Below are 16,768 nucleotides of genomic sequence, written 5' to 3' on the forward strand. Positions count from 1 at the left end.
GCCCGGACTCGCCCCCGACCAACAACTGCGGCCGCCCGCCCGAGTCCCGACCAAAAACTGCCGCCCAGCCGGGTGCCGCGTGCGATATCCACGCGACCGCCCGCTGGACGGCAGATTGTGACTGAGCGTAACCAGTCCCGGCCACGCAGCCCCGACCCTCAGACTGCCGGGCCCGGGTCAGTTCTTGATCGCTCGCATCGGGCCCGGGGTCCAGAGTCCGGAGTGGACGTCGTCGGTCACGGTGATCTCCGCATCGACCTGCGGCTTCAACGGCACCAGCCGCTGCAGGCTGCCCCAGTCCTTGGCCCAGCTGTTGCGTAGGTAGGCCGGGAGGACGATCGGGCGGAGTTCGTTCTCGACGATGCCCAGCGGACCGCCGTAGTCGCCGGCCATCCAGCGACGCGAGTTGACGCGCTCCCCCTCGGCATCGGGGGTGACCCGCCACATCGGGGTCTCGAGCACACCGTTGACCGCAGCCGCCGGACGCTGGCACGGGAAGGCCAGTGCGACCTCCCAGTCGAGCAACGTCGGATCCTCGTTGCCCACCAACGACTCCAGGGTCACCAACGGGGTGACACGCGGCGGGGTCACGGCGAGCCATTGCGCCGAGTTGGTCGACTCGTCGTCGGCGACGACACGCACGACCGATGCACGCGGCGGGGCCTGGTCCCGGGGGAACCGCAGGTTGCGCCACTCCGGTTCGTTGCCGGTGTCCAGCGGCATCATCGAGGCGACCGTGGTGACCCGACCGTCGGGCTCGACACGACCGAACTCCAGTCGGAGCTTCTGCCCGGGATGGACGACGGCGAGCTCGTCGATGTACTCGATCTGTCCGGCCACCGACATCGTGACCAGCGGGGTGTCGGGGCTGCGCGCCGGCAGCTGATACCAGTCGGACGTCAGTTGGCCACGGCCGGTGGGCGATCCGTAGGTGCCGAGCACCGGTACCCGACGCTGGTCGAGTCCGAACGGCAGCCGCACCGACGATCCGTTGACGCCGCGAGTGCTCGTGCGACCGCCCCCGGTGTCGGCTGAGCCCGCGGTACCGGTCGGCTCCGACTGCGCATCGCTGGGGTCGGTCTGGGTCCGGTCGATCTCGGTGGTCGTCGACGCCGAATCCGAGTCGTCGCCACCTCCTTCGGCATCGCTCTCCAGATTGGAGGAGACGCCGTCGGGGGTGAAGCCCTCGAGCGGCCGGACCGATCCGCCGCCGAGGGCAGCTCCCGGTGACGGGTTGCGCTGACCCGCGACATCGGCGGGTGCGAGCAGCCCGCGATTCGGATCCTCCTCGACGAGCACCGCATCGGCGAGCGCACAGGGCTGCCCCTTGAGGGCGGCGATGTTGGAACTCGTCCACGACCACGAACCACGTTGTGTCTGAGCGGCCTTGGCGAAGGACACGAAGGTGAAGAGCAGGATCGCGGCCGAGATGATGGCCAGCGAGTAGGTCGGGAACCGCTGAATGATGCTCCGCGCCCCACGATCGGGGATCTCCACAGCCTCACCACGCTGCGACGCACGATCGTCGCGGTAGTACTGCCACGCTCCGACGACGGTCAGCGCGACCGCGACCACGAAGATCGGCCAGAAGAGCCCGATGCCACGGACGTTCGGGGTGTCGTCGGCCCACGGGATGCCGTAGCTGCCGACATACCACCACTGATTGCGGCCGGCGAAGGCCACGGCGAGCGCGTAGGCACATGCCGCTGCCACGAAGGTGCGGTTGCATCGCCGCCGCATCACCGACGGACTCAGGACCGCAGTGGCGGCTGCCGCGAGAACACCGGTGAGGCAGGCGAATGCGCCCATCTGGTGGGTGGCCTTGGTCGGCACGAACGCCAACACCGCGACGGCACCGGAGGTCACCGCGACGAGTCGCCACAGCGGAGCACTCGCGATGCCCGGTACCCGACGTCGACTCAGCAGTGTCAGGGCGATCAACAGCACCGAGATGATGGTGACGAAGATGCCGACGCGTCGCGCGATGGAGCCGTCTGGGGTCGGATTCAGCAGGATGTAGTACCGCATCGCTTCGGTCCACCACTTGTTGGTGGGCCCGACGATCCCCTGCACCTCGACGCCCTCGAGGATCGATGCCAACGGCTGGTCGGCGAAGATCTCGTACAGGACGGCCAGTCCGGACGCGAGGATCGGCATCAGCAGCGGGAGCAGCCCGTCACGGGATCGGCGCGCGCGCAGGCGCTTCAGCAACGGACGTACGCCCGCGAGCAACACCAGTACGGCGATGGCACCTGCCGGATGGATGGTGAGGGTGAACGCGGCCGCGAGGATACCGAGGGTCAGTGGCACGAAACGCCCGGTGGCGATGGCACGTTCGACGAGTACCCAGGTGAGCAGGATGCCGACGCTCAACGCCGGCTCCACCCGCAGTCCGTTGTTGAACGGCAGCCACACCGCGAGGAAGGCCAATGCGGCGGTCCATCGCGCCGCGGACGATCCACGCACCGCGTCACCGAGACGCGGGATCGCGTAGCGGCTGATGAGGATCCAGCCTGCGAGTGCGAAGAGCAACGGGAGCAGTCGCAACCACGGCGTCGCGGTGCTGACCTGCATCCAGAGCGCAAGGTATTGGTAGTGCCAGCCGAAGGGGTCCTGCGGCACACCGAAGTAGCGGTAGTAGTTGTCGAGGTATCCCGCGCCGGGGGCCACCCGACCGACGGTGACCTGATAGCCGTCGTCTGCGGTGTTGCCACCGACGATCGCCCAGACCAGCAGCACCGCGGTGATGACCGCGTCGAGGAGCGTCGGCCGCCACCTGGCCGACGGACGGAACCTCCGGCGGGCGGGCCGCTCGGTGGCCTCGGACTCGGATTGCACGGTCGACGATTCAGAGCGCACGATCGACGATTCAGAGCGCACGGTCGACGAATCAGAGGGCACGGTCGACGCGTCGGCGGGCTCGTCGACGACCTTGGCGGCGGGTGTCCGACGCAGGCCCGGGATCAGGCGCAGCAGCCACCCGGTACGCCGACCGTCGCGGGCATCGAGCACGGCCAGCGCGATCAGTGACAGCACCGTGGCCAGGACACCGACCACCAGCAGCGTGCCCTTCAGCAACGTCGGGCTGGAGATGAACCGGGTGTCGATGGTCGACCGGAAGGAGAGCGCATCCGCGGGCGTCGTCTTCGGCAGGTCGGTGTAGACGCCGATGATCTGCGGACGCGAGTTCGGGTCGTCGAGCCGGAACGACTGCGGTTCCTTACCCGGCTCGGTGAATCCCTCGATACCGCCACGGGTTCCTGAGGTGTCGGCGTGCACGACGATGCGGCAGGCGTCATCGGACTGAGCGGCAGCACGCGGGACGCTGAGCAGTACCGCGTTGCGCTGGGTGACGAGGATGCGGTCGGTCGTCGCTCGCAGGAACAGCCCGACCTTGCCCGCTTCCGCGCCGTTCTCGGGCACGGTCGACAGCAGTACACCGCCGGCTGCGGGCAGATCGGCTGCCAGCGAGCACGGCACCGACACGTCCATCGACACCGGCACGTAGGAGACGTTCGGCGCGGCCACATTCTGCACCGTGTTCGCCTGTGGCCAGGTGAGTTCGGACTTCGTGAACTGCACCGGGAGGATGGGCGCGAGGATCGCGACTAACACACCGACCGCACCCGCGACGACCGCCACGATCTTCGCGATGCGGATCGTCCGCGGACTCAGGCGGTTGTCGGCGGAGTGCTCGGGGTCCGGCGTCTGATCTGGCTCTGCCGCCTGATTACGTTCAGTCATCCTGCGGCACCACCCTGATCGATCCCGGCCGGTCCCAGCCCCAGCTCGTCGCGTACCCCTTCGTCACCCGTGCGGGCACCGCGTCCGGCACCAGCGGTGTGAGTCGTTGCAGCCCACCCCAATCGCGGTACCAGTCGTTCTCGAGATAGGTGGCCACGGTGTCGGCACTCGTCAGCGATTCGGAGTTCGCGAGGATGCCGCCGTTCACCGAGGCCTGCCACGTCTTCGACTTGGAGTTCGTGGTGGTCTGGTCCGGGACGATGCGCCATCGGGGCACCTCACCGACGCCGTCGTGCGTGGTGATCGAGCGCTGGCACGGGAATTGGCTGCCGACCGAGAGATCCAGCAGTACCGGCGTGCGGTCGCCGACGATCTCCTGCAGCGTCGACACCTGGGGTGCGCGCGGCGGTGTGATGGCCAGCCACTGATCGGGACTGAGGTTGTCGTCGACGGCGACGACGCGCAGTGCAGTCGCCGACGACGGGATCGCCGCCATCGGCACACGGAGGTTGCGCCACGGACGGTTCGGGCGCTCGGGGCCCGGATCGATCGGGACGAACGGCGCGCCGACACGTTCGAACTCGCCTGCGGCGCCGGGCCGCCCGAACTCGACCGTGAGCTTGCGGCCCGGTTGGGGCACGCCGTCCTGGTCGATGGACAGGACGGGACCGGCCGCGGTGATCACCACCAGCGGCGACGACGCCCGGTCCGGCACCTCGTACCAGGACGAGGTGAGCTCTGCGGTGCCGTTGTCGTGGCCGTAGCTGCCCAGTACAGGTGTGCGGGCGGGATCGAGTCCGAACGGCAGGAGCGCTCGAGATCCGTTCACCGTCTCGGGACCGACACCACCGGTGGTACCGGGAGCGCCGCCGGTGACGACGAACGGTCGGGACAGGTCGCCGGAAGTGTTGATCGTGCCTGCGCCGAGGGAGGTCGCCTCCGGTGTGAGGTCGCCCGCGACACCGTCCGGGGTGAAGCCCGTCGACTCGCCGGCGAGGGCGCGGGAGACGTCGCGCGTCCCGATCGGCGTGAGCGCCCCGCGATTCGGGTCGGTCTCGACGAGGACCTGGTCGGCCATGCCGCAGGTGTCGCCGACCAGCGCACGCGCGTTGGCACCGAACGTGGTGTAGGTGTCGGTCCGTCCGGCCGCGGCCTTGGCGAAGAGCGCGAGCTCGGCGACCACCAGCAACGTCGCGATCGCGAGCATCGGCACGGAGGCGATCGCGACCTGGCGGCGGTTGGGGGCCCGGCCGGTGTCGCGATCGACACCGCGTTCGGCATCGACGTCGATGCGCAGGTGGAACCAGACCGCCACCGCCAGCGCGAGGACGGTGAGCACGAGGAAGACCGACGAGAGCGGCGTCCCGGCGAACACCGGCGCCTTGTCGAACCAGGAGATGCCGAAGTCGTAGCCCCAGCCCCAGGCATTCTCGCCGGCGACCGCGACCGCACACGCGAAGAGCAGCACGGCGATGTACATCCACAGGTTGCGCGGCGACCGACGTGCCGACTGCGCGACCGCAACGGTGGCCACCGCCGCCATCGCGGCACCGACCCCGGCGTACACGCCGAACTGGACGGTCCACTTGGTCGGGGTGAACGACAACAACAGGATGGTCAGCAGGATCGCTCCGACGAGACGCCATACGGGGCCGGGATCGACACCGCGGATGTGCTTGCGGCGCAGCATGACCGACAGCGTGACCACGACCGCAGCCAGCAGGAGCAGCAGCGGCACCCGGCGGACCAGCGAGCCGTCCTGGGTGGTGAGCGAGAGGTAGTAGAACCGGAGCAGTTCCTGGTACCAGACGAGTGTCGGGCCGACGGTGTAGCGAACCCGGATCGCCTCGGCCACCGCCGCCAGCGACTGGTCGCGGAAGACCAGGATCACCACGAGCCCGACGGCGGCACCGATCGGCGCGACCAGCGACACGATGCCGTGTTCTGCCCGGCGTGCACGGAGGTTTCGCAGCAGGGGGCGGGAACCAGCGAGCAGGAGGGCGACGGCGATGATCCCGTGCGGCGCCGTCGCGAGCGTCAGCGCGGCGGCGAACGCCGCTCCCGCGGCCGGGAGCATCCGGCGGGTCGCGATGGCCTGCTCGACCCCCCACCAGGTCAGCAGCGATCCCAGCACGATGATGCCCTCGCTGCGCAGACCGCTGCAGAACGGCATCCAGAAGGCGACGAAGACCGCGGCGGCGGTGAACATCGCCCACTGCGAGCGTCGGACCGCTCCGCCGAGTCGCGGCAAGAGGATGCGGCTGAGCACGAACCACGAGACCAGGCCGGCGACGAGTGCGGGCAGGCGCATCCAGACGCCGGCGGCCGACACGTGCGACCACAGAGACAAGAAGCTGTAATACCAGTCGAACGGTGCCTCGGTGATGCCGAAGAACCGGTAGTGGTCGGAGAGGTAGCCGGCGTCTCGAGCGTTGCGGGCCATCGTGAGGATGTAGCCGTCGTCGGAACTGCCTGCCCCGAGGAAGTGCCAGACCACCAGCACCGCGGTCACGGACACATCGGCTGCGCGGGGCATCAGCAAGCGCCGCAGATCGAGTCGGCCGACCCGCCGGTGGTACCCGTTGACCACGTCGAGGGCGGCGATGGCGATCAAGGCGATGAGCGCGGCCAGCACCCCGATGACCATGACCACGACCTTCAGGGCGGTGGGTCCGGTGTCGAAGCGGTTGTCGACCTCGACGTGCACGGCGAGTCCACCGGCGGCTGCGGCCCGCTCCACGGCCGGTCCGTCGAGACCGGTGAAGATGCCTGCCACCTGGGGCCGGTCGTCGGGGTTGCCGACCGCCGCCGGTCCGAGCCCGACGAACCGGGCCTCGACGGCGGTGCCGGAGGTGCGGACCTCGAGCCGTTCGCAGCGGGTCAGGTCGGTGCGCGGGGCCGAGATCAGCTCGGTTCCCCGCAGCGTGACGGCGACCCGATCGGCGGTCGCGGTCACGAACAATGCCTTGTCGGCGGCGTTGCGGCCGGCCGTGGGCATCGTGGAGACCACGACGGTGCGCTCGTCGGTCGGCGTCGCAGCCAGGGTCCGACAGCCGACGGTGACGTCGAGCGACCGCGCGGTCTGCGCGGCCAGCGGCGCGGTGACCGATCCGTTCGACCCGGTGAGCTGCTGCCCCTTCGGCCAGTCGATGGTCGCGGTGTGCCCGCTGACCGGGAGCAACGGCGTGAGGAGCGCAGCGATGATCGCGGCGAGTCCGGCCACGGCGGCAACGGTGGCCCAGACACGCGGGGACACCCGGGAGAACGAAGACATCAGAGGGGAACACTAATCGACGTCGGGTCGTCGACACGATCGGAGGCCGGTGGCCGGGGTGCGAACAGCAGCCCACCTCGCGACTATGACCTCTCAGGGAACTCCCATACCATCTGACATCGTGCCTGTGACTGCCTCGCCCGCCGAGCCCGGAGCCACCGAGCAGACCGATGTGGCGAGGGCGGGCACCGCCCGACTGGTGGCCGTCGTGGCCGGGATCGTCGGCGCAGTGCTGTGTGCCATCACCCCGCTGCTGCCGGTCACCGCCACCGACGCCTCGTTCGACTGGCCGCAGGGACAGTCCCTCACCGATGGGTCCGCATCGATCGTCGCGCCGCTCATCGCGCAGACCCCGCAGGATCTGCAGGCGACGATCCCCTGTCGGGTCCTCGCCGACCTGCCGACGGAGAACAGCCTGGTCTTCGCGACGATGCCGACCAACGCCCCCAAGAGCAAGGCGTCGGCGCTGTACGTCACCGGCAACTCCGAGGGCGTCACCGTCACCTTCCGCAACACCGTCGCGGCGTCGGCGACCGCCGCGCAGCTCGCCTCCCCCGACTGCCGGGAACTGAGGATCTTCGCCGATCCCGCCGGCCCCGGTGCGCAGTTCGTCGGCGTCGGGGACGCCACCGTGCTCGATCCGCAGAAGCGTCCGCAGGTCGACGGCATCTTCACCCCGCTCACCACCGCGCAGGTCTCGACCGCGGCCGGACAGGGCATGCGCGTCTCGGTCCGGATCGACAACCGGTACGTGAGCTCGCCGTCGGTGCTGAAGCTCATCGTGATGATCATCGCGGTCATCGCCGTACTCGTGGCGCTGATCGCGCTCGCCGTCCTCGACCGCGCGTACGGCTACCACCGACGTGTCGGTGCGCGGGTCCGATCACTCTGGCGTGCATTGATCCCGAAGGTCAGCGATCTCGCCGTCACCGGCGTCCTGGTCGTGTGGACCTTCCTCGGGGCGGGCACTCCCGACGACGGCTACATACTCACCATGGGGCGAGCCGCCGACGCATCCGGATACCTGGCGAACTACTACCGGTACTACGGCGCGCCCGAGGCTCCGTTCGACTGGTACTACAGCTTCCTCGCGCACTGGTCGGCGATCTCCCCGTCGATCCTGTGGACCCACCTGCCGTCACTGGCCGCCGGACTCGTCTCGTGGTTCGTCCTGAGCCGCGTGCTGCTGCCCAGGCTCGGAGTAGCGGTCCGGCGCAGCGGCTGGGCGGTGTGGGCTGCGGCTCTCGTGTTCACCGCGTTCTGGCTGCCGTTCTGCAGCGGTCTGCGCAGCGAGTCGATCATCGTGCTCGGATCGATGCTGACCTGGTGGGCCGCCGAGCGCGCGATCGCCACCCGCCGGCTGCTGCCGGCCGCCCTCGGGGCGCTCGCCGCCGGACTCACCCTCGCGCTAGCACCGCACGGCGTGATCGCCGTGGCCATCCTGTTGGTGGCCGCCCGGCCGTTGCTGCGGGTGTTGCTCGAACGTCGACGCGAGGTCGGTGTGACGGCACTGGTCGCACCGATCGCCGCAGCCGGCCTGCTGGTCCTCGTGGTGGTCTTCCGCGATCAGAGCCTGGCCTCGGTCGTGGAGGCCGTCAAGGTGCGCTATCAGGTCGGCCCGACGATCCCCTGGTACCAGGAGTACCTGCGCTACTACTTCATCACCGTCACCACCGACGACGGTGCACTCACCCGCCGCGTCCCGGTCCTGCTGCTGCTCGCCGGCACGCTCGTCACGGTATCGGTGATGCTGCGCCGCAACCGGATCCGGGCAGTCGATCCCGGCCCCACCTGGCGACTCATCGGCGCCATCGGCATCACGCTCGTGCTGCTGGCCTTCACCCCCACCAAGTGGACGATCCAGTTCGGTGTGTTCGCCGGTCTGGGCGCCGCGGTGGCGGCCACCGCAACCCTCGCGGTCGCCGAGTCGGCAGCCCGGTCGGCGCGCAACCTGACGGTCTTCGTCTCCGGACTCTTCTTCGCACTCGCCGCTGCGATGGCGGGCAAGAACGCCTGGCCGTTCGCCTACGACTACGGCATCTCCTGGTTCGACCGCTCCCCCGTGTTGGCCGGCTACCAGGTGTCGACGATCTTCCTGGTCCTCGCGGTGATCACCGCCGCGATCGCGGTCTGGCAGCATCTGCGCCTGGACTACGTGGCCAACAAGGGCCTCTCCCACGTCACCGACGGCCCGGGTGAATCTCGTGCGGATCGTCGACGGCTGTTCTTGGCGTCGTCCCCGATCGCCGTGGTGGCCGCCCTACTGGTCATCTCGGAGGTACTGGTGTTCGCCAAGGCCGCCGCGGCCCGCTACCCGGCCTTCACCGTGCTCAGCTCCAACATCGACACGGTGCGCGGTCAGCCGTGCGCGATGGCGGATCAGATTCTCGTCGAACAGAACCCGAACGCGGGTATGTTGCGTCCCGCCGACGGCCGGTCGGCGTCGGCGACACTGGCCGGCTCCGGTGCGGTCGGGTTCACCCCCGACGGCATCGCAGGCGATCTGACCCCCGAGCCCGGTAGTGCGCGTCCCGGACAGATGAATGTCGCGGCGAGCGTGGCCAAGCCCTTCGCGGTGGTCGGCGGTCAGGGTGCGGGGACCACCGGCGGCACCGGACCGCGAACGGTCAACGGCTCGACGGTGGCCCTGCCGTTCGGACTCGATCCGGCGACGACACCCGTACTCGGCAGCTACGGCTATGTCGGGGAGGCACGTCTGACCACCGGTTGGTACGACCTTCCGGCCCGCGACGCGTCTCCGCTGATCGTCTTCAGCGCGGCGGGTTCGATCGCGACCACCGACGCCAACGGCACTCCGGTCTTCGGCCAGCGGCTCGTCGTCGAGTTCGGTCGCCCCGGCGCCGACGGCGCCTTCGAGCAGATCGGTTCGGACGTGATCCCGATCGACCCCGGTCCGGTCGTGGTGAATCGCCCGTGGCGCAACCTGCGGGTCCCGATGTCGGCCGCACCCCCGGGGGCCAGCGTGGTCCGCTTGGTCGCACTCGACAACAACCTCGGCGACAAGCAGTTCATCGGTCTGACCCCGCCGCGCGCCCCGCAACTGCAGACGCTGCAGCAGGTGGTCGGCTCGCAGACACCGACACTCATCGACTTCCCGGTTGCCGCGCACTTCCCGTGCCAGCAGCCGATGCGGGTGCGCAACGGGGTCGCCGACGTCCCGCAGTGGCGTATCCAACCCGACTTCGTCACCGCCAACTCGCAGTCGAAGACCTGGCAGGCAGGCGTCGACGGCGGACTGCTCGGGGTGTCGGAGGCGGTGACCTCGGCACGGACGGTGCCGACGTACCTGAAGGACGACTGGCATCAGGGATGGGGAGTGTTGGAGAAGCTGACGCCACTGGTGGCGGACGCGGCGACGGTCGACGTCACCACCGCCGACCGGACCCGATGGGGCTGGTCACGCGCCGGATCGATCAGGGTGGAGCCCGATACCGATGACTGAGCCCACTGCATCACCCGAACCAGCAGCATCCGAACCATCTCCATCGCCTGAGGCGGGCGGGCCGGTCGATCCAGGTCGAGGTCGTCGACGTCCGAGTGCACGGGCGGTCAAGATCACCGCGGTGGTCACCGGTCTGCTCGGCTTCCTGCTCGCGATCCTCACCCCGCTGCTCCCGGTCGAGCAGACGACCGCCGAGTTGTCGTGGCCGCAGGCTCAGAAGGTCGACGACGTCGTCGCGCCGCTGGTCTCGTTCGTGCCGATCGACGTCGACGTGTCGGTGCCATGCGCCCGCGCCGCCGATCTACCAGCGTCGGGTGGTGTGCTGCTGTCGACGATGCCGGCAGCGGGCAAGGACGCCAACGCGCGTGCTCTCTTCATCCGCGCCTCGACCGACGCCATCACGGTCACCGATCGCGACGTCGTCATCCTGACCACCGATCGCGCTGCTGCGCAGTCGAACCCGAACTGCCGCATCGTGCTCGACGCCGACGGCACGGGCGTCCGTGCCCGCATCGACGGCACGACCGGCGAAGGACTGCACACCTTCGGCACCGGTGACCCCGACATGCGGCCGCAGATCGTCGGCGTCTACTCGGATCTGCCGGCGAGCGCCTCGATCGAGGGCCTGTCGCTGCGTGCGACCATCGACACCCGCTACGTCAGCACCCCCACGACGCTGAAGCTGATCGCGATCGTCCTCGGTATCGCGATGACGATCGCTTCCCTCGTGGCGCTCGGAATCCTGGATCACCGCGACCGTCGGGGCCATCGTCGTTTCCTGCCTGCGGGCTGGTTCACCATCCGCGGTCCGGACGTCGTGGTCTTCGTGATCCTCGCGATCTGGTGGTTCATGGGTACCAACACCTCCGACGACGGGTACAACTTCACCGTCGGCCGGATCGCCGGCGACGCGGGCTACGCGGACAACTACTTCCGCTACTTCGGTGTCCCGCAGGACCCCTTCGGGTGGCACTTCCAGGTGATCGCAGCGATGAGCCACGTGAGTCTGGCTGCGCCGTGGATGCGTCTGCCCGCCTTCTTGCTCGGGTTGCTTGGCTGGTGGTTGATCAGTCGCGAGGTGATCCCGCGACTCGGTCGCGCGGTGCGCCACAGCACGCCCGCCGTCTGGTCGGCCGCATTCGTGTTCCTCGCGATCTGGTTGCCGTTCAACAACGGTCTACGTCCCGAGCCCGCCGAAGCAGTCGGCGCGCTGCTGACCTGGTGCTGCGTCGAGCGGGCGATCGCCACCCGACGGCTGCTGCCCTACGCCGTCGCGGTGGTCGCGGCGGCCTTCACGCTCGCACTCGCACCGGGCGGCCTGATGGCGGTCGCCGCGCTGCTCGCCGGGGTGCGACCCATCGTCAAGACGCTGGTGACCCGACGCAGACGCGACGGGCTGCTGCCGCTGTTGGCGCCGATCCTGGCCGCGGGCACCGCCGTGCTGTTCCAGATCTTCGCCGATCAACCACTCATGCCGCTGCTCACCGGCAACCAGGTCGCCTCCGACGTCGGCCCGACGCTGGAGTGGTGGCAGGAGCCGGTGCGGTACTACTACCTGATCCTGCCCACCGCCGACGGCACCTTGTCGCGCCGCTTCGGCATCCTGGCGATGATCCTCTGCCTCGCGGTCGTGCTGTTCCGGCTGCTGCGGCGTGAGCATCCGAACGGCATTGCGCGCGCACCGATCTGGCGCCTCATCGCGGTCATCCTCGGAACCATGTTCTTCATCTCGTTCACACCGACCAAGTGGACGCACCACTTCGGTGTGTACGCGGGCATCGCCGCAGGTCTGGCGGCGGCGGCCGGCGCGATGATGGCACCGGCCATCCTCCGTTCGCGGCGCAACCGCACGTTCTTCGCGGCGGCCGTGCTGGCGATCACCGGCATCTCCTTTGCCGGCACCAACGGCTGGTGGTTCGTCGGCAGTTACGGGATCCCGTGGTGGGACCGTCCGCCCGCGGTCGCCGGTATCCAGTTCTCCTGGGTGTTCCTCGCGCTCACCGTGATCACCGCGCTGGTGGGACTCTGGTACCACTTCCGCGACGACCACGTCGACGAGCAGACCAGGACACGCGGGGGCCACAACCTGCTGTCCCGACTGAAGTTCTCGCCCCTTCCGGTGATCTCCGCGTTCGTGGTGCTGTTCATGGTGGCGTCGTTCGCGAAGGCGGCCTACGTCCAACGCGACAGCTGGTCGTGGTTCAACTCCAACGCCCGCGCACTCACCGGCAATTCGTGTGGTCTCGCCAACGACGTCCTGGTCGAGGAGAACCCCAATGTCGGGCTGCTGGCACCAGCCGCCGTCGACGGCCGCCCGGCTCCCGACATCGCCGCCGCACTGGCCGGCCCCGACCCGGTCGGCTTCACACCCAACGGGGTACCGAACCGGCTGTCGGTGGATGCCACCGAGAGTCAGGACACCAACTCCGGCACGTCGACGGCCACCAACACCGCGCAGAGTGGTGCCGGCGCCGACGAGTCGGGGCAGACGAGTGAATCCGCCCAGGGCGGCACGGAGGGCGGGCAGGGCGCCCGGGGCGTCAACGGTTCGACCGTCCGACTGCCGTTCGGGCTGAACCCGGCCAACACCCCCGTGCTCGGCAGCTACGGCGCACCGAGCGGTACCGGCCGGCTCACCACGGACTGGTATCAGCTACCGCCGTCGGATACCGATTCGCCGCTGCTCACCATCGCGGTGGCCGGTTCGGTGCAGGCCGTCGACGGTATCGGCGTGGTGCACGCCGGTCAGCAGGTGACGGTGGAGTTCGGTCGGTCCGGACCCGGTGGCCGTGTGTCGCCCGTCGGATCGATGTCGCCCATCGACATCGGCGAGGTCCCCACGTGGCGCAACCTCCGCTATCCGTTGGCCTCGGCACCTCGTGGTGCCGACGTCGTGCGGGTCGAGGTGCGTGACACCGCGGGCGCCCCGTCGGAGTGGGTGGCCGTCACCCCGCCGCGCGTGACGCCGTTGCGCACGCTCAACGACGTGGTCGGCACCACCGATCCGGTGTTCATCGACTGGCTGCCCGGCATGGTGTTCCCGTGTCAGCAGCCGATGAAGGTCCGCAACGGGGTCCTGGAGGTCCCGGACTGGCGGATCATGCCGGATGCCGAGGCGACCCGGAAGAACAGCCAGACCTGGATGGCCGGCACCGCAGGTGGTCCGCTCGGGATCACCGAGGCGCTGCTCACGCCGACGCTGTTGCCGACCTACCTGCGCAACAACTGGGGTCGGGACTGGGGCGGCCTGCAGCGGTTCACCGAGATAGCGCCGGCACCGCCGGCGCAGCTCCAACTGGGGACCGAACGGAGATCTGGCCTGTTCGACCCCGCGCCGATGCGATCCAGCGGATACTGAGCGTCCCGGCGGCGCGAGCGGTGTCCCAGCCTGCTCGCGCCGTCGGGCTTCGGACCACCTGACGACTCATGTCGGGTTCACATCGTCACGGAGCGACTCACGGAGCGACGTCGGCACGGCTGCTGCGGGGAGCTCTGCGCAGGTTGTCCGCCCTCACGCGAATCGCCGCCTGCACGCCATCGACAGAGTGCGTGGCGAGAATGCTGTGGACCAGGGATTCCGAGTAGATCGCGATCACGTGCCGTTCGGGCAGCAACAGGTCGACCCGGTTGCGGCTCTTGTAATCAGGACTCAGGTGGGCGACGGCGCGAATCCAGCCGTTGTCCAGCATCTCCACGGCGCTGACTGCGATGGAACCAGGAATCGAGTTGTTCTCGACGAGGTATGCGGGCGGTCCGGTCCGCTCGGTGCCCGACTCCTCGGGATCCCATGCAGGCCAGGATTCGAAACGAAGTTTGAGGGCGTCGACTGCCTCGGTGGTCAACACGATCGTCGAGATCGGGTGGTCGTCCTCGTTACTCTGCGGAGCGTATGGGAAATGCACGCTGGCAAATTCTACATAGATAGACATCACCGTCTAGCTTGAGGTTGAGCCACCGCGAGCGGCTCGCCCCTGTGACCGGTCCGTGACCTCGATTGCGGTTCCGTTGCCATCAGCGACGAAGGTGGCCACCAGTCGTGCGCGTGCCTAACGTTGGGGACATGACCTCATTCACAGCCCCCGGACTCAGCACCGAAGCGGCCACCGAGGTGACCGCCATCCTGCAGGAGCGCCTCAGCGCGCTCAACGACCTGCACCTCACCCTCAAGCACGTCCACTGGAACGTGGTCGGGCCCAACTTCATCGGCGTCCACGAGATGATCGACCCGCAGGTCGAACTGGCCCGCGGATACGCCGACACCCTGGCCGAGCGCATCGCGACCCTCGGCGGGTCGCCCAAGGGCACCGCGAACGCCATCGAGTCGGACCGCAGCTGGGCCGACTACTCGATCGGCCGGGACACCGTGCAAGCACATCTGGCCGCCCTCGACCTCGTCTACGACGGGTTCGTGAAGTCGCATCGTGATGGCATCGCCCGCACCGGCGAGCTGGACCCGATCACCGAGGACATCCTCATCGGACAGACTGCCGAGCTGGAGAAGTTCCAGTGGTTCGTCCGCGCCCACCTGGAGAACTCGACCGGTCAGCTCGTCAATGCCGGCGCAGACTCGGAGAAGGCGGCAGCCGACTCTGCTCGCTGACCGACAAGACCTGCTCGAGAAGCTCGAGACGACGAACGCCCCCGCACCTCCATCAGACGCCGTGAATCGAACCGGCGGATGATGAGTGCGGGGGCGTTCGTCGTGTCGTGAGAAGTGGCCGTGACGCCGATCAGATCGGCATCAGGTTGTGTTTGCGCGGGGTGCGCCACTCCTTCTTGTCACGCAACTGCGCCAACGCCTTCCGGAGCTGCAGGCGGGTCTCCGACGGCTCGATCACCGCGTCGACGTAGCCGCGCTCGGCCGCGAGGTACGGCGTCGCCATGTTCGCGTTGTAGAAGTCGATGAAGTCCCGACGCACCTTGTCGGCGTCCGCCGCCGACATCCCGTCGGTCTGGCGGCGGGTCAGGACGGCCGCCGCGGACTCGGCACCCATGACCGCGATCTTGGCTGTGGGCCAGGCGAAGTTGATGTCGGCTCCGAGCTGTTTGCATCCCATCACCGCGTAGGCGCCGCCATATGCCTTGCGTAGCACTACCGTCACCTTGGGGACGTCGGCCTCCACATAGGCGTACAGGAACTTGCCCGACCGTCGGATGGTGCCCTTCTGCTCCTCGGCGAGGCCCGGCAGAATGCCGGGGGTGTCGACGAGGAAGACCAGCGGGATGTCGTAGGCGTTGCAGATCCGCACGAAGCGGGTCGCCTTCTCCGACGAATCCGTGTCCAGCACACCGGACATCACGCTCGGCTGATTGGCGATGACGCCGACCGAACGACCGTCGACACGCGCATAACCGGTCAGGATGTTCGGCGCGAAGAGCTCACCGACCTCGTGGAAGGCACCATCGTCGAACAGCTTGATGATGATGTCGTGCATGTCGTAGCCGGCGTTGTCGTTGTCCGGCATGAAATTGTCCAGCGCGAGATCGGATTCGGTGATCTCCGGCTCGAGACCGGGGTTGATCACCGGCGGCTGCTCGTAGGCACTCGACGGCATGTACTGCAGGTACTCGCGTACCCACTCGAAGGCGTTCGCCTCATCCGGCGCGACGTGGTGGATGTTGCCCCAGCGTGCCTGGTTGTGGGCGCTACCGAGGTCCTCGGCCGAGATGTCCTCTCCGCTGACCTGCTTGAGCACGTCGGGACCGGTGACGAACATGTAGCTCTTGTCCTCGACCGCCACCAGGATGTCGGTGTTGGCCGGGGTGTAGACGGCGCCACCGGCACACTTGCCGAGGATGACCGACACCTGCGGCGCCAGACCGGACAGCAGCAGGTTGCGGCGACCCATCTCCGCATACCAGGCCAGCGAGGTGACCGCGTCCTGGATGCGCGCACCCGCGGAGTCGTTGATACCGACCATCGGGCAGCCGATCTTGCCCGCCCACTCCATGAGCGCGGACACCTTGCGGCCGAACATCTCGCCCACGGTGCCGCCGAAGACGGACTGGTCGTGCGAGAACGCGGCGACCGGACGACCGTGGACCAGACCATGTCCGGTGACGACGCCGTCGCCGTAGCCGGAGTCGGCGGCACCCTGCATCTTCGCCAGAGCACCGATCTCGACGAAGGTGCCCGGATCGAACAGCATGTTCAGGCGCTCGCGGGGCGAGCAGATGCCTTTCGCGGCACGCTTGGCCAGCGCCTTCTCGCCGCCCGGTTCCTGGGCGGCGGCCAGCTTCTCACGGAGGTCGGCGAGTTTCGCCGCGGTCGTCTCAGTCACTGTCGT

The 16,768-nt window shown here is 68.7% G+C and carries 7 protein-coding genes; 3 read left to right on the forward strand and 4 right to left on the reverse strand.

From position 1 onward, the window contains the following. Nucleotides 1-177: 177 nt before the first annotated feature. Both GS4_RS23745 and GS4_RS23750 read right to left on the reverse strand, forming a co-directional pair. Nucleotides 178-3,744 (reverse strand): arabinosyltransferase domain-containing protein, encoded by a 3,567-nt coding sequence (locus GS4_RS23745; RefSeq protein WP_007625429.1) that lies wholly within the window; start codon nt 3,742-3,744, stop codon nt 178-180. Then, nucleotides 3,737-7,018 (reverse strand): arabinosyltransferase domain-containing protein, encoded by a 3,282-nt coding sequence (locus GS4_RS23750; RefSeq protein WP_007625431.1) that lies wholly within the window; start codon nt 7,016-7,018, stop codon nt 3,737-3,739. The genes GS4_RS23745 and GS4_RS23750 overlap by 8 nt, the downstream gene beginning before the upstream one ends. A 121-nt stretch (nt 7,019-7,139) precedes the next feature. On the opposite strand from GS4_RS23750, the gene GS4_RS23755 reads away from it, so the two are divergent. Further along, nucleotides 7,140-10,481 (forward strand): arabinosyltransferase domain-containing protein, encoded by a 3,342-nt coding sequence (locus GS4_RS23755; RefSeq protein ID WP_439644640.1) that lies wholly within the window; start codon nt 7,140-7,142, stop codon nt 10,479-10,481. Then, nucleotides 10,474-13,839, forward strand: a complete 3,366-nt coding sequence (locus GS4_RS23760; protein ID WP_007625434.1) for an arabinosyltransferase domain-containing protein — start codon at nt 10,474-10,476, stop codon at nt 13,837-13,839. The genes GS4_RS23755 and GS4_RS23760 overlap by 8 nt, the downstream gene beginning before the upstream one ends. A gap of 97 nt (nt 13,840-13,936) precedes the next feature. Here GS4_RS23760 and GS4_RS23765 read toward each other — a convergent pair whose 3' ends face one another. Next, entirely contained in the window at nt 13,937-14,383 is a 447-nt protein-coding gene (locus GS4_RS23765; RefSeq protein ID WP_040511720.1) for a hypothetical protein, read from the reverse strand. A gap of 158 nt (nt 14,384-14,541) precedes the next feature. On the opposite strand from GS4_RS23765, the gene GS4_RS23770 reads away from it, so the two are divergent. Continuing rightward, nucleotides 14,542-15,081, forward strand: a complete 540-nt coding sequence (locus GS4_RS23770) for a Dps family protein (protein WP_040511722.1) — start codon at nt 14,542-14,544, stop codon at nt 15,079-15,081. Nucleotides 15,082-15,211: 130 nt separating this feature from the next. On the opposite strand, the gene GS4_RS23775 is transcribed toward GS4_RS23770, so the two are convergent. After that, on the reverse strand, nt 15,212-16,762 hold the full coding sequence (locus tag GS4_RS23775; protein WP_007625437.1) for an acyl-CoA carboxylase subunit beta: 1,551 nt from the start codon (nt 16,760-16,762) through the stop codon (nt 15,212-15,214). Between the last annotated feature and the right edge of the window lie 6 nt (nt 16,763-16,768).

This window comes from Gordonia soli NBRC 108243 (assembly GCF_000334455.1).
In the GTDB taxonomy this organism is placed as follows: Bacteria; Actinomycetota; Actinomycetes; order Mycobacteriales; family Mycobacteriaceae; genus Gordonia; species Gordonia soli.